The organism is Psychrobacter sp. CAL346-MNA-CIBAN-0220 (assembly GCF_040309805.1).
Classification (GTDB): Bacteria; Pseudomonadota; Gammaproteobacteria; order Pseudomonadales; family Moraxellaceae; genus Psychrobacter.
In genome coordinates, this window is record NZ_JBEOPF010000007.1 from 62786 (window position 1) to 77712 (window position 14927).

Annotated in this window: 11 protein-coding genes; 5 read left to right on the forward strand and 6 right to left on the reverse strand. The window is 41.5% G+C overall.

All coding sequences use genetic code 11. The features are described from left to right. Positions 1–398 precede the first annotated feature (398 nt). Positions 399–1898, forward strand: a complete 1500-nt coding sequence (locus AAEY88_RS12035) for a lytic murein transglycosylase (protein WP_350562725.1) — start codon at positions 399–401, stop codon at positions 1896–1898. A gap of 129 nt (positions 1899–2027) precedes the next feature. Here the strand turns inward: AAEY88_RS12035 and AAEY88_RS12040 are convergent, their stop codons facing one another. From AAEY88_RS12040 to AAEY88_RS12050, 3 genes are all read right to left on the reverse strand, one after another. Beyond that, complete coding sequence (locus tag AAEY88_RS12040) at positions 2028–2324, reverse strand: hypothetical protein (protein WP_350562727.1); 297 nt, start codon at positions 2322–2324, stop codon at positions 2028–2030. Between the two features lie 254 nt (positions 2325–2578). Further along, complete coding sequence (gene murI / locus AAEY88_RS12045; RefSeq protein WP_350562729.1) at positions 2579–3430, reverse strand: glutamate racemase; 852 nt, start codon at positions 3428–3430, stop codon at positions 2579–2581. A 224-nt stretch (positions 3431–3654) separates the two neighbouring features. Next, entirely contained in the window at positions 3655–4380 is a 726-nt protein-coding gene (locus tag AAEY88_RS12050) for a DUF1285 domain-containing protein (RefSeq protein ID WP_350562731.1), read from the reverse strand. Between the two features lie 681 nt (positions 4381–5061). On the opposite strand from AAEY88_RS12050, the gene AAEY88_RS12055 reads away from it, so the two are divergent. Then, positions 5062–6699, forward strand: a complete 1638-nt coding sequence (locus tag AAEY88_RS12055) for an electron transfer flavoprotein-ubiquinone oxidoreductase (protein WP_350562753.1) — start codon at positions 5062–5064, stop codon at positions 6697–6699. Between the two features lie 273 nt (positions 6700–6972). Here the strand turns inward: AAEY88_RS12055 and AAEY88_RS12060 are convergent, their stop codons facing one another. After that, positions 6973–8469, reverse strand: a complete 1497-nt coding sequence (locus tag AAEY88_RS12060) for an alanine/glycine:cation symporter family protein (RefSeq protein ID WP_350562733.1) — start codon at positions 8467–8469, stop codon at positions 6973–6975. Between the two features lie 1357 nt (positions 8470–9826). Here AAEY88_RS12060 and AAEY88_RS12065 point away from each other — a divergent pair. The 3 genes from AAEY88_RS12065 to AAEY88_RS12075 all read left to right on the forward strand — a co-directional run bounded on the left by AAEY88_RS12065 (position 9827) and on the right by AAEY88_RS12075 (position 12784). Next, on the forward strand, positions 9827–10087 hold the full coding sequence (locus AAEY88_RS12065; RefSeq protein WP_350562735.1) for a DUF4212 domain-containing protein: 261 nt from the start codon (positions 9827–9829) through the stop codon (positions 10085–10087). A gap of 4 nt (positions 10088–10091) precedes the next feature. Further along, complete coding sequence (locus AAEY88_RS12070) at positions 10092–11960, forward strand: sodium:solute symporter family protein (protein ID WP_350562737.1); 1869 nt, start codon at positions 10092–10094, stop codon at positions 11958–11960. A 278-nt stretch (positions 11961–12238) separates the two neighbouring features. Then, positions 12239–12784: a hypothetical protein gene (locus AAEY88_RS12075; protein ID WP_350562739.1), complete on the forward strand. Its 546-nt coding sequence runs from the start codon at positions 12239–12241 to the stop codon at positions 12782–12784. 42 nt (positions 12785–12826) lie between these two features. Here AAEY88_RS12075 and AAEY88_RS12080 read toward each other — a convergent pair whose 3' ends face one another. After that, positions 12827–13438, reverse strand: a complete 612-nt coding sequence (locus AAEY88_RS12080) for a rhomboid family intramembrane serine protease (protein ID WP_350562741.1) — start codon at positions 13436–13438, stop codon at positions 12827–12829. 109 nt (positions 13439–13547) lie between these two features. Next, entirely contained in the window at positions 13548–14606 is a 1059-nt protein-coding gene (locus AAEY88_RS12085) for a 5'-nucleotidase (protein ID WP_350562743.1), read from the reverse strand. Positions 14607–14927 lie beyond the last annotated feature (321 nt).

Below are 14927 nucleotides of genomic sequence, written 5' to 3' on the forward strand. Positions count from 1 at the left end.
ACAGAGTTTTTCTAATATCATATACATTGATAATTATAATTATGGCTACAAACTATCTTATAGGTATCAGTCATATGATTTGAATAGTATAGCAATGCCCTACTCATAATGGTGGGAGCACCATGCAGGTAAACGACATCTGATGTCGTTTACCTTTATAGGACACGTTACAATATTAATATGAAAATATCTTAACTTTTTATACCTTGTAAGCTCTTTTCTTGACACTTACTGTATTTAAACTTTTTTCCAATATTTTTCCCGCGTCAGCTTATAGTAACTAAATGCATCGATGCCTTTTCTTTATTGTTCAGATTGGTTACTCTAAAGCATAATTATCATACCGAATTTTTGCTTGTTTTATCTTTTGCTACCACTTATGTTTATAGGATATTTTCATGCGTTTGACTCACTTGACTACCTTTTCTTTACTTAGCGCTGCTATTGGCTTAAGCCTTGCCAGTACCGCCCAAGCTGCAAGACCAGAAGCGCCAAACTTATCAAATGCTGAGATGCAGCAATGCTTAAGCTCACTCAAAAATAGCAGTCAATTTCGCGGTATATCTGACTCGACTTTTGAGCGCTACCGTCCAAGCGAGCCCGATCCTAGTGTTATTCAGTCACTCAACTATCAACCTGAATTTCAAAAAGATATCTGGGATTACCTCTCAGCACTCGTCGATAGTGAACGAGTAGACGATGGTATCCGTGCCAAGCAACAATGGGCAGAAACACTACGTCAGATCGAAGCGCGCTATGGGGTCAAGGCTGAGCATGTGCTTGGAGTTTGGGGTGTTGAATCAAACTTTGGCCAGACTCTGGGTAAAAAACCCTTATTTGAATCATTAGCGACGTTATCATGCTTTGATCGTCGCCAAAGCTACTTCCGCGGAGAGTATGCCAATGCGCTAAAAATCGTCGAAGATGGTGATATTGCGCCAAATGACATGACTGGCTCATGGGCAGGTGCCTTTGGACAAACGCAGTTTATGCCCAGTACCTTTTTGGAATTAGCGGTAGACTTCGATGGGGATGGTCGCCGCGACTTAGTCAATAGCGTACCTGATGCGTTGGCCTCTACAGCTAACTTCTTAGACAAACGCGGTTACCGTTCAGGTGAGCCATGGGGCTATGAAGTTAAACTCCCAAGCGGCTTTTGGGCAGCTTCCAATCGTAAAGATAAAAAGTCCATCAGCCACTGGCGCGACCAAGGCTTAACGCTTGCCAATGGTAGCCCATTACCTTATGACTTAAGCAGTGCAGGTTTATTATTGCCTGCGGGCAAAGACGGTCCTGCGTTTTTAGTCGGTAAAAACTTCGATACTTTTTACTCTTACAACGCGTCAGAGAGCTACGCACTAGCGATTGCTCATTTATCAGACTTAATCACTAAAGGTGATAGCAGTAAAACGGACTTTATCACGGCATGGCCAACTGATGATCCTGGTATCAGCCGTCAACAAGCTCGCGACATTCAGCAAGGGTTGCTAAATGCAGGTTATGATATCGGTGAAGTTGATGGCATCATCGGTGATAATACCCGCACTGCTATTCAGCAATATCAGTCCAGCCGCAACATCTTACCTGCCGATGGCCGAGCAGGACAAAAGTTTTATGCCCTAATTGCAGGTCACGGTATTCCTAGCCGTCCTAGCCTTTATGGTAACCAGAACGGTCAAGCATCGAGTATCCAGCCTTTAAATCCAGCCCCCGCTGACCGTATGGGACAGCTGATCCAGCAACAAACTACTGAGCCCAGCCCCTCTTCAAGCCAAAATACATATCAACCAGCAAACCAGTCATCAGCTCAGCCATCGAACAGCGGTCGTGTTCGCTATCGCCGCGTTACAGGTGCCGATGGTGTCGTTAATTTAGTACGCGTTGATGACGGCTCATAATTTTGTTTGTTATTTAAGCATAAATAACCATTCATATGGCCACGTAAAAAGCCACGCTAGTGTTAGCGTGGCTTTTTTGTTCTACACATTTTCTAACGTAGATTTACTCTATGAAACCAAAGGTAGAATTTAGATAAACGGTGGTGGATTGGGTTTACCATTTTCGCCATCCCAGTTCTCGCGTGCTTTTTCATCCAAATCGGCTGGAGTTTTTGGCTCCCACTTGCCGTTTTTCTTCCACGTGGCATCACCCCAATCGTCTTTTTCTTCTTCATCCCAATCATTATAAGTCTTGCTAGGGTCAATACCGCGACGCTTCATATCCGCTATTTGTTCTTCGAGCGTATGAAACTGCTCAGAATCATGCATAGCTTTCTCAAGCTTATCAATATCTTGCTTCAACTCATCACGTTTAGAGTTACTCATCGTGCTCTCCTTACTTAGTCAATATTTGTTATGCATTTTTTGCGCTTAGCAGGCTTACTGTTGAGATTACTATTTAATGCTAACTTTTAACACCCTAACCATCATGTCATTTTTTTAGCAAGCGTGTTTAGGGCCGTATCCTATTATTACCAGTCTATAGTAGATTAACAACTGATGACGCGTATGCTTTGTATTACAAAACGTAGCAGTATACATCAGTTATTCATTATTAATTTAAAGCAACTAGGTTAATACTAAAAGACATACTCTATCTGAGTTTGCGCTCCCAGTAAACGCCTCACTACCCCATCCAATCTATCATCATATTTACTCGCATAGAAAACCAGAGGATGCTTTTTATCGTTGCGACAGGCTATTGAATTCTCAGGTGTAGCCAACAAGTTTTGTTTAGCAAGTAAAGACTGTACGCGCGTCGCAATGGCTTGCCCTGAATCAATTACCTGCATAGATAGCTGCTGTGCATTAATCTCGTCCACTAAAAATGCTCTAAAGAACGGATAATGAGTACAACCTAATACTAGATAATCTATATCATCGGTCGCGAATGCTCGTACCTGCTGACGTAAACGTTGGGCGGTTTCAGAAGTCTCAGGCATGCCAGACTCTACCCAAGGTACCAATTGTGGATCAAAATATTTGGTAACCTCTGTTTGATTGGGTAGCGCAATATCGGCAATGACTTGATTAAGTAGCATCCCATTTAAGGTTGCTTTAGTTGCCAGTACGGCGACGTGACCACTTTTACTGGCCAGTATCGCAGGCTTAAGTGCGGGTACCAATCCGACAATAGGTAAATGCGGATAACAGCGACGTGCCGCGTCCAAACCATACGCTGAGGCACTATTACAAGCGATAACAATCAGTTTACAGCCTTGTTTATATAGCCAATCTACTGCCGTTAAGGTAAACGCCTCAATCTCTTTGCTCTCACGATCACCATAGGGCAAGTGTAAAGTATCGGCATAGTAAATATAACGCTCAACCGGTAATTGCTGCGCTAAATGCAGATAGACGGATAGCCCGCCTATACCAGAATCAAACAAGCCTATCGGAGCATTGCCGTCTTTATTAGCGGCAATACTCATAATAGCGTTACCGACATCGTCCCACGTGTAGAAACACTTAGACGTTTCTTACTATGTTTAATAAATTGATTCACAGTTTATAATCAGACTATCCAAAGTATAAAAGTTAATAAAAAAGGTTCATTTTAGCACCATTGCCTATTAACGTTAGCATCAATTAACAGTAAAACCCTTAGGGAGAATAAGTAAACATCGTCAGTAAGCGATCAATACACTATTAATTATTAACTATTAGGCATCGATAATGAATAAGACTGGCCGCCACTTTGTAGAGTTAATATAGTTTCACCCTCCTGTTCAGTTAACTCACCAATTTCAGCTAAATGATAAAAAGTATTACGGCCGATAAGTGCGGTCAACCCGTTACGAACCAGCATATAGGGGCGGACTTGGGTTTCAGACTTTATTTCATTATCGTTACGGGGCTGATAAGAATGCAATTCAATCGAATGTGCTTCGTCTAGGCGCACCACATCACCAGTCGTGGTGGTGAATTCCAGCCAGCTCACTTCATTTTCAATAATAATACCCACATCATTGATTAGCAGCGGTACATCTTCAACTTCAATGCGTAGCTTTTGTACGGGCGTTTTTAAAAAATATTCTATAATGCCGTTATTTTCTTCTGCCCATAGGATAGTAGCAAACAAATTAACCAAAGATTCACGGGTCATCTGCCTCCCTTCATGCCACCATTCTCCATTGGCTTTAATAATCAGGTCCATATCAGTGGTTTGCTCAGGATGCCATTTCTCCAGTGGCGGGATCGCACGTCCTTGACGCGTGCCCGCACTAGACTTAAGATATTGACCAAGAGCATCAATACTATTTAAATCTTGGTCATTATTATGATTTGGCTCTAGCTCTGGTGTCATCTCTTGCTTACTCTCAGTACTCTTGCTAATACTAGCGCTAGGGTCTATAACTTTACTATTGTTATTATCAGTCATCACACGATCTCCTAGTAAGAACCACTTAGTAATTAAAGTTTGAGATATCCAGCATTACTATTAATTTTAGTTTCAGGTATGATAAAGCACAATAGACATTCTCGACTTATCATATTAATCTCACTTTAACACTGATACCTATAAATGCGTATCGTGTTTATAGGAATTTTCTTTTATAATGAGTAACGATTCTTTATTAAAATAGCCGCGTGAGTGTTATTTTAATTGTCCTTTTTACGTTATATATTGATATGATTTCATGTGCTAATTTTTAATAGCAGCTTCTCAATAGTAACGTTGTCAATTGATGCCGCAAAGACAGTTTTTATCGGGCAGCCATATGTCTGAGAGTGATTAGCATCGTAAGCTTTATTATTCAATTGCCACGCTAATTGTATCTTAAGATAAGCCACTAAAAGTTTAGGAGTAGGTATGCAAGAGCAAGACAATCAAACGCCAGTCGTTGATGCTGATACTGTCAATGTTGACGCGCCAGCAACCGTAGATGCAACAAAGCCAAATACAACCGATCCAGATACCCAAGCGTTAGCTGAAAACGTAACAACTGACGAGGTTGGTATCGAAAAGGTATCTCCTGAAGAAGTGCCTGTTAAAAAGGTGCTTGCCGAAAAGGCTGTGGTTGAAGCCACTCCTGTTGAACCTGAGGTTGAACGTGAATCTATGGAATTCGATGTAATCATCGTTGGCGGTGGTCCTGCTGGTCTGTCAGCAGCTATTCGTTTGCGTCAGCTCGCTATTGAAGCGGGTAATGATGAATTTATGGTTTGTGTGGTCGAAAAAGGGTCTGAGTTTGGTGCACATACCTTATCGGGTGCCGTTATTGAAACCCGTGCCTTAGACGAGCTGATTCCAGATTGGAAAGAAAAAGGTGCGCCTTTAAATGTGCCAGCGATTGAAGATCGTGTTTATATGCTGGGCTCAGCCACCAAAACGACTAAGCTTATAGATTCGGTTATTCCAGAAAGCATGCATAATAAAGGCAATTATATTGTCTCGCTTGCTAATGTTGTACGCTGGTTGGCACAGCAAGCCGAAGAGCTAGAAGTCATGATGTTCCCAGGCTTCCCCGCTGCTGATATCTTATACAGTGACGACGGTTCAGTAAAAGGTATATTAACAGGCGATATGGGTGTGGCTGCCAGTGGTGATGCCAAGCCTAGCTTTGAGGCCGGTTATGAGTTACTGGCCAAATATACCATTTTTGCTGAAGGCAGCCGCGGTCACTTAGGTAAGCGCTTAATCAGCCGCTTTAACCTTGATAAAGACTGCGACCCCCAGCATTATGGTATTGGTCTTAAAGAACTGTGGGAAATTACTCCTGAAAAGCACGAGCAAGGCGTGGTCATGCACGGTTCAGGCTGGCCACTTAGTGATACCGGTTCATCAGGTGGTTGGTGGTTATACTTCGACGAAAATAATCAAGTAAGCTTTGGTCTAGTTATCGATTTATCTTACTCAAATCCTTATATGTCGCCTTTTGATGAATTACAGCGCCTAAAACTGCACCCACTGATTCGCAATGTTTTAGAAGGTGGTAAGCGTATTTCTTACGGCGCGCGCTCATTGACCAAAGGCGGTCTAAACTCATTACCGAAGTTCACCTTCCCTGGTGGCGTATTAGTGGGTGATGAAGCAGGCTTCTTGAACCCGGCTAAAATCAAAGGCACGCACACTTCGATGAAGTCAGGTATGCTCGCCGCTGAAGCTATTTTTGAGGCGCTACAAGCTGAGCGTCATCATGATGAAGTGGTCGCTTATACCACTATGTATCAAGAATCGTGGCTGTACGAGGACAACTTTGCAGCACGTAACTTTGCCCCAGCGATGCATCGTATGGGTCAATGGATGGGCGGCGCCTTTAATTTCATTGAACAAAACTTACTGGGTGGCAAAATGCCGCTGACGATTCATGATAATTTATATGATTATGATCAGCTAGAACGTGCCGACCATGCGTACAAGCCAGAATACCCTAAGCCGGATGGCAAACTGGTATTTGATAAACTGTCATCAGTATTTATCTCTAATACTAACCATACTGAAGATCAACCAAAGCACTTAAAGCTGACTGATCCAACGGTGCCTATTTCAATTAACCTACCAATGTATGCAGAGCCAGCACGCTTATATTGCCCAGCAGGCGTTTATGAAGTGGTTAAAGACTCTGAAGGGGCACGCTTTGTGATCAATGCCCAAAACTGTGTTCATTGTAAATGCTGTGATATTAAAGATCCTTCACAGAACATCACTTGGGTAACGCCGGAAGGTGGTGGTGGCCCTAACTATCCTAATATGTAAGGTTGTAGGCTTAGAAAAATTTGTATGAATAAATGTTAGAAATAGAGATTAGATACGATTTATTGAAGATAAACGGTTTACTTTAAAAACCTGCGAGTTACATAGTTAAAGGTTTTTCACCACATAGCCGCTCTAATAAATAGTTATACAATCTGTATGCTGGCTTTTTGAGAATACTTATAGTCATAAAAAAACCGCTCTTAGCAATTTATTTCTAGCTAAGGGCGGTTTTTATTTATCTAAAGTTTATAGTCGCTTATTTTAATCTGTCTCTTAATCAGACCAAGCATCGCGATTGACTTCATCTTTAAGCTTAGCGAAATTATCAGGATGAAAAGTAATTTGCGCGCCAGATTTACCTTCTTTAATTTGCCGCTCATAGTCTCGTAATAGTCTAAGCGCTACTGGTGACAACAACACAATCGCTACTAAGTTGGTCAATGCCATCAGCCCCATCGACAAATCAGCAAAGTTCCAAATAGCCGGTAAGCTAGCAACGGCACCGACAAATACCATACCGAGTACTAAGAAACGGAAAATCATAATCATTACTTTGGCATTTTTTGCGCCAGAGATAAATTCAAGATTGGACTCACCATAACTATAGTTAGCAATAATAGAGGTAAACGAGAAGAAGAAAATCGCAATGGCAACGAAGATAATGCCTAAGTCGCCCACATATTGTGACAAGGCTAACTGGGTCAGCTGTATCCCTTCTTGCTCAACATTAGGATCGACCACGCCTGATAAAATAATAATAGAGGCCGTCGCTGTACAGATAACGAGGGTATCCATAAAGACACCCAGCATTTGCATAAACCCTTGTACCGCTGGATGATCAGGATAACTCTGCGCCGTCGCTGCGGCGTTAGGAGCTGAACCCATACCGGCTTCGTTGGAGAACAAACCACGCTTAATGCCATTGATCATCGCTTGCGCAATACCATAACCAATAACCCCGCCTGCTGCTTGCTCAAAACCAAAAGCTGACTTCACAATCAGCACAATTGCCGCTGGAAATTGACTAAAATTGGTCACGATAATAAATAAAGCCAATAAGATATAGAGAATAGCCATCACCGGTACCACTTTACCGGCGATACGTGCAACTGAGCGCAATCCGCCAAATACCACTGGCGCGACCAACACCACCAACACCAAGCCCGTCATCCAAGTTGGTATGCCAAACGCCTCATTGGTTGCCTGTGCGATAGTATTTGACTGTACGCCATTAAATGCCAAACCAAAGGCAATCAACAAACAAATCGAGAAAAATATCGCCATCCAGCGCTGACCTAAGCCTTTTTCAATATAATAAGCGGGGCCGCCGCGATAAACATTTTCCGTGTGTGGGACTTTATACGCTTGCGCCAAAGTGGACTCAATAAAACTGGTCGACATACCGACTAATGCAGTCATCCACATCCAAAACACGGCTCCTGGACCACCAAGATAAATCGCAATCGCTACCCCGGCTAAATTACCCGTTCCTACACGCGCGGCCAAAGAGGTCATCAGCGCTTCAAATGAGCTAATACCACCATCTTTACGCCCGTGATGAGACACTCGCAATAACTGCCACATGTGTCCAAAGTGGCGAAACTGAATAAAACGTGTCGCTATGGTGAAATAAAGTCCCGCCCCAATAAGAACAAACATCAGCAATCCATACCACGGATTACTGGCAATTAACCACTCATTATTACCCCAAAGAATACTAACGCCATAATTGACGACACTATTAAACAGATTTGCTAACCCTTCACCCATATTGCCACCTTCATCTTATATTTTAATACGTTCATACGTTTTATGAAATTTCTGCCTGTTTTTAAGTGATTTATATAATTAATACCTAATAAAATAAATATATTAACAGTCACGTGGGGCTAGCAAAAATCTTCTGGCATGCTGTACGGTTATGTCACTACAAAGGCGGAAAAATTCTCCCAGCTACACAGTATCTATTTTAAAGCAAATCGACTACATGACATTTATAGACGTCATTCTTTATACACACTGCTAGAAATTTTATGTTCGCTACTATTCATAGTAGGGTCATTTTTTTACTGGCTTTGTATATTGAGTATTTGGACTTTATGTCGCGAAGAATAATTCTACATTCTTCATAGGAACCCACTGTCTCGAACTCTGCTTAAATACTCATATACCTTTATAAATTTCGATTATTACTTATCCCACTATATTTTAAGAATAAATAACAGCTATTAATTAAAGGCTTTAAGATATTTATAAAACTCTAAAATATTTATAAAATCGCTGCTATTGATGCAGTAGACAATTATTACGACATTTGCTACTGTGGGACTACTAATAAGTTTTCTGTTATCTAAATATTTAGTTACAAAAAGTAATTTAAAATTATTTATTGTTAATTGGTTCAATATTGTATATATTCCTAATAAGTTTATATCAAGTGGTATGAATATAACGTATCTAAAATTGCACGTACTGTAACAGTAAGTTAAATAAGTTAAATAAGTTAAGTTGAAAATTTGTCTAATGCCACTGTATAAGGCTATAAGTGACTACAAATGCCTTTAAAACTAATATTATAACTTTTGATTAAATGATCTTGTCAGGAAGATGGGAAAAATAATAAGATAGCGGATTGTCACGTGTCATAGACCCTCCTCCCTGAATCTCACCATAGCAATGTTAATAATAATTAGTATATGATTTGAGCGCTAAGTTAAACAAATATTTTCAAAGTGCCAAGCTGGTCAATAGTTACTCCCATTTAAAGTTAAGCTTATAGTTGAAATTAATACATGGGACATAGACTATTTTTTAACAAGACAATTATTTAGGTTTGATTGTATATCAACCATCTTACGCCCTGTTCTATTTTGCACTTTTTAGCGGTACCGAGCTCATTATTGTTTTTCTAAGTTTAGGTTTTGACTTGTATAAGATAGCAATAGATTTTGCTCACTTTGTTGGTAGTTTTCGGTTATTAATGCCAATTGGTCATTTTGCTTTAGCGGTCTACAGAGAAGTCTTTACTTTATAGACCTTGATACCTCACAGTATTCACTAAATCACAATGACTTGTTAGGCTCAAACCAGTAATCCTGTTTTTATGTCAGGCAAAAGGAGTTGTCCTATGGAAAACCACAACGATTCATCCGGATATTGGCGAGCCAATATCCGTCTCATTATAGGTAGTCTAATCATCTGGGCTTTATGTTCTTATGGTTTTGGAATCTTGTTACGTCCATTATTATCAGGTATTGCCATAGGCGGTACCGATTTAGGCTTTTGGTTTGCACAACAAGGGTCTATTGGGGTATTTATCATCTTAATCTTCTTCTACGCTTGGCGTATGAATAAACTAGATAAACAATACGGCGTAGACGAGGAATAGCCCTATGAGTCAATTTACGATTAATATTATTTTTGTGGGTCTATCCTTCGCTCTATACTTCGGTATTGCAATTTGGGCGCGCGCCGGTACGACCAGTGAGTTCTATGTCGCTGGCGGCGGTGTGCATCCTGTAGTGAATGGTATGGCAACGGCCGCGGATTGGATGAGTGCTGCGTCATTTATCTCAATGGCAGGCCTCATCGCTTCTAGCGGTTATGGTGCATCAACCTATTTAATGGGTTGGACTGGTGGTTATGTTTTGCTAGCCATGCTCCTAGCGCCTTACTTACGTAAGTTTGGTAAATTCACGGTGCCTGATTTTATTGGCGATCGTTTTTATTCCAAGACTGCTGCTATGATTGCAGTTGTCTGTCTAATTATCGCTTCGACCACTTACGTTATCGGACAGATGACCGGTGCTGGCGTTGCATTCTCACGCTTCTTAGAAGTTGAAAACACGACCGGTCTGCTTATTGCTGCTGTCGTCGTATTCTTCTATGCGGTACTTGGTGGTATGAAAGGGATTACCTACACGCAGGTTGCGCAGTATGTGGTTCTAATGGTAGCTTATACTATTCCTGCGGTCTTCATCTCACTTGAATTGACTGGTAACCCGATTCCAGGTCTTGGCTTGTTTTCAACCCATACTGAGTCAGGTCTTCCGATATTAACTAAGCTTAATCAAGTTGTCACCGACTTAGGTTTTGCGTCTTATACTGCTGACGTACCTAACAAGCTCAATATGGTACTATTTACCTTATCACTCATGATTGGTACAGCCGGTCTACCGCACGTTATCATTCGCTTTTTCACAGTTCCCAAAGTTGCTGATGCCCGCTGGACAGCGGGTTGGACATTGGTATTTATATCGCTACTATACTTCACTGCTCCAGCAGTAGGTGCTATGGCGCGTCTAAACCTAATCGACACTATCTATCCACAAGGTGTTGAAGAGCCTGCTATTAACTATGATCAACGTCCAGATTGGATGAGGACATGGGAAGATACCGGCCTTATTAAATATAACGATCTGAATAACGATGGCCGTATTCAGATGTATAACGATAGCGGACTTGGTCCAGCTCAGTTAGCATTGACTGCTGCACAGGCTGAAGGCGGCGACGTCGCGGCAGCAACCGCTGCAGTTGAAACAGCACAAGCAGCTCATGACTTAGAAGTCGATGGCCGCTTTGCAAATGCAGGTTGGGCGGGTAACGAGTTAGATGTAAACGCTGATATCTTAGTATTGGCTAACCCAGAAATTGCACAGCTACCACCATGGGTTATCGGTCTTATCGCAGCAGGCGGTTTGGCAGCAGCGTTATCAACGGCAGCTGGCCTACTACTCGCTATCTCATCAGCGATCAGTCATGACTTGATTAAAAGAAACCTTAATCCAAACATTAGTGATAAAGACGAGCTAAAAGTAGCGCGTATCACAATGGGTGTTGCGATTGTGGTTGCCACATGGTTGGGTATTAATCCACCAGGATTTGCCGCACAGGTGGTTGCATTAGCCTTTGGTATTGCAGGGGCATCACTGTTCCCTGTATTGATGATGGGTATTTTCTCTAAGCGTATCAACAACCTCGGCGCTATCGCTGGTATGTTAACGGGTCTGATTAGTATCTTAGTTTATATCTTTGTTTTCAAAGGTTGGTTCTTCATCACTGGTACTGCAAACTTCCCCGATACAGAAGAGTATTGGTTGTTTGGTATCTCGCCATTATCATTCGGCGCAGTCGGTGCATTACTTAACTTTATCGTAGCATTCGCTGTTTCTTATGCTACTAAAGCACCACCATTACATATCCAAGAGCTCGTGGAGAGCGTACGTTCTCCACGCGGTGCTGGCGGTGCAGTTGACCACTAAGCTATTATTTACTAAGCTTAGCTGCTAGACACGTATCACTGGTTACGACATCTATCACTCACAGGCAGCAGCTGCTTGTGAGTGATTTTTTTATCCCAAGGTTGTTATGAATAGATATTTATGACAAGCGATTATTTGGTTAACCCGTTTCTAAAAATCAAAGAGAACGAGAAAGACAACCGCAAGTACTATAATGAGTAGGCTTAGGAAGTCTGACCACGTTAGCTTATTTTTTGATATTGGTATTAAATGCGCTGATTGCGTTAAGGAAAAGTCTTATGCTTTTTGAGTTTATCGCTACCATTGCCGCTGGATTCGGCCTAGCTGGGGTAGCACTCGTCATAACTCACCTCAGCAAACTGGCAGGTAAAAAGGCGCCCAAGTGGCTTATCCCCTTATTTGGTGCTGCAGGCATCTTCGGTTTTCAAATACACCAAGAGTACAACTGGTACAGTCAGCAAGTGGCTCATCTCCCTGAAGGGATGACCGTCATTAAGACCGTTGAAGAGAGCATCTGGTTTCGCCCATGGTCCTACATCAAACCACAAACGGTGCGTTTCATAGCCGCAGATAGTGGTCACGCAAGTGCTCAAGTAGACGACCAAGATATATATTTGGTTAATTTATATTTGTTTGAGAGACGTATGAGTGTTCAGCAAATTCTGCAAGTTATTGATTGTGCCATACCGGCACGCGCAGACTATATTATACCCGCGAAGGACAGTAAGCTGACCATTAGTAAATACGTTAAACAGACAACTAAATGGCGCGCTTTAGCAAAAGATGATCCGTTATTTGTCAGTGTGTGTTCAAAAAAAAGCTAAACAATATATTTACAAGCATCACGATGAGTTAACAACGATAAATCATTTGTATGAATACTTAGTAATGCTGGTATAGGCATGCTTTGAGTTTGCTCCTAATAATAGACCGGCGCATAGACCACCGAAGTGCGCCGCGAATGAAATACCGGGCTGCGGCATCAAGCCTTGCTTAATCGTTAACCAATAGCCTGTACCCATAATAATACAAGCAAGCAGATACCCCCAACGCCGCGCAAACAAGGCGCCACCTATCATATAACCAAGCATCGCAAAACACAGTCCTGAGGCGCCAATATGAATCGATAATGGTGAGCCTATTAGCCAAGTCATTATACCTGACGCAACAATGAGCTTAAGAACCGTGCGATAAGCATTATTCTCAAACAGCCCAAACAAAAATAGTATTTGTAATAATACGAAGCTATTACTAAGCAAGTGGGCAAAGTTACCGTGCATCGTCCACGAAGCAAAGATACCAATCAGACTACCCAAGTCAAGTGTACGCGGTACAATGCCAAAAATATTCCATAGGCCAAACATCACGATCTTATTTAAAAAAAACATGACCCATATTGGCCCTAGCACAAAAGCGTATAGGCCAATAACTTGTTGTAATCGCATCATAATTAGCGATAGCATTGATTGCCAGTTCATGTTTCAGCCTCGTATTATTAAAGTAGCAATCGTATTGATTCTCAAGCTTACTCTTAGATTTATTCTTTCAGAAAAATAGGATCCGATAACCTATAGACCGTATTAGAAATTAATGGTTAAAAGCAAAAATTGGCTGCTGGGCTGGGGTAAAATTTAGCAATGAAGCGTCTTTATCAGTAGTCAAATGACCATCTGCGTACAATAAGGAAGCGGAGTGATAAGGGACTAATGCCGTAGGAACAAAGCTACGTGCCGCAGCAATATGCTTAATCGAATCATCAAAAAAGATATGCGGGGCAAAGGTCTTAAGTACCGCTGTTTTTTCAAGACCACCCAAAAAAAATGCCATATCCACATCCACACCCCATTCACGCAGTGTCTTAATAGCGCGCAGGTCAGCGGGTGCATTACGCGCAGTGACCAGTGCAATTCTAATTGGGCAGTGATTCATACGAGCCGGTAGACGCTCTTGTAATTTAGACAACTTAATCAACAACTCTGCATAAGGTCCTTTTTCGATAGGTGTGTCACGCATTTGTGCCTCACGCTCATGAAAAGCACGTAAACCCTTTTGCTTATACAATAGCTCTCCTGAATCATCAAATAATACCGCATCACCATCAAAAGCAATACGCAGTTGTTCAGTATCCAGCTCATAGGTATTTACAGGAGTGGCATCAAGTATGGCACAAGCACAGATATTAGCATCTGCTACTTGCTGGGCGTCATCACGATTGGTGGTCAAAAATAAATCAACATTAAAATCGTCAATATAAGGCGCTACTGAACTACCTGATATAAACGCGGAACGCGAAATACTTAGCTCGTGTTCACGAATGGCATTGAGCACCTGAATACCCGTATCTGGACTACTTTTAGAAACAACAACCACTTCAACTAACGGTGTTTCGATATTTATATCTATTTCTGTATCAACGGTTTGACTACAATGGTTATTTAAATTAAGGAGAGCTTTAATTAGTGGGTAACCTGCCCCAATAGCGAGTGGGTCATTTTCACGCACAGCCATATAATCGCGAAAATCCTTGACCGCTCGAGTAGGACGCTGCTCTATTAGCTGTAACAGATGGTTTTCAGATTCTGATAGATCAAATAAAGCAGTTGCAGATATTGCAACAATTAACGTATGGGTAAAATCTACGGCCATAATTTTCTACTTATATGTTTTTTATAATAAAATATTGGATGATTGGCACCTCCTCAGTTTACTACAACTATTACCCTCCACAGTGCTAAGAACCGTTATGATAACGTCACCATCATTTTATAGTGTTAACCCCATAAAAAAGCCATATTGTCATTATAACAATATGGCAGAAAAACTAAGAACTGACTTCTGACACTCATAATTCGAATAAAGAGTTGTCTATTTATCTACTACACATAAGCCTTAGCTTAATAACACCAGAGATATGGCAGGGAAAGACACCAGCACAATCAATCGAATCAAGTCAGAGACAATGAAGGG

Coding starts and splice junctions, on each gene's coding strand:
- AAEY88_RS12040 (WP_350562727.1), bottom strand. CDS start 2,324: ATGAGTAACTCTAAACGTGATGAGTTGAAGCAAGATATTGATAAGCTT.
- AAEY88_RS12070 (WP_350562737.1), top strand. CDS start 10,092: ATGAGTCAATTTACGATTAATATTATTTTTGTGGGTCTATCCTTCGCT.
- AAEY88_RS12060 (WP_350562733.1), bottom strand. CDS start 8,469: ATGGGTGAAGGGTTAGCAAATCTGTTTAATAGTGTCGTCAATTATGGC.
- AAEY88_RS12050 (WP_350562731.1), bottom strand. CDS start 4,380: ATGACTGATAATAACAATAGTAAAGTTATAGACCCTAGCGCTAGTATT.
- AAEY88_RS12065 (WP_350562735.1), top strand. CDS start 9,827: ATGGAAAACCACAACGATTCATCCGGATATTGGCGAGCCAATATCCGT.
- AAEY88_RS12075 (WP_350562739.1), top strand. CDS start 12,239: ATGCTTTTTGAGTTTATCGCTACCATTGCCGCTGGATTCGGCCTAGCT.
- AAEY88_RS12085 (WP_350562743.1), bottom strand. CDS start 14,606: ATGGCCGTAGATTTTACCCATACGTTAATTGTTGCAATATCTGCAACT.
- murI (WP_350562729.1), bottom strand. CDS start 3,430: ATGAGTATTGCCGCTAATAAAGACGGCAATGCTCCGATAGGCTTGTTT.
- AAEY88_RS12055 (WP_350562753.1), top strand. CDS start 5,062: ATGGAATTCGATGTAATCATCGTTGGCGGTGGTCCTGCTGGTCTGTCA.
- AAEY88_RS12035 (WP_350562725.1), top strand. CDS start 399: ATGCGTTTGACTCACTTGACTACCTTTTCTTTACTTAGCGCTGCTATT.
- AAEY88_RS12080 (WP_350562741.1), bottom strand. CDS start 13,438: ATGAACTGGCAATCAATGCTATCGCTAATTATGATGCGATTACAACAA.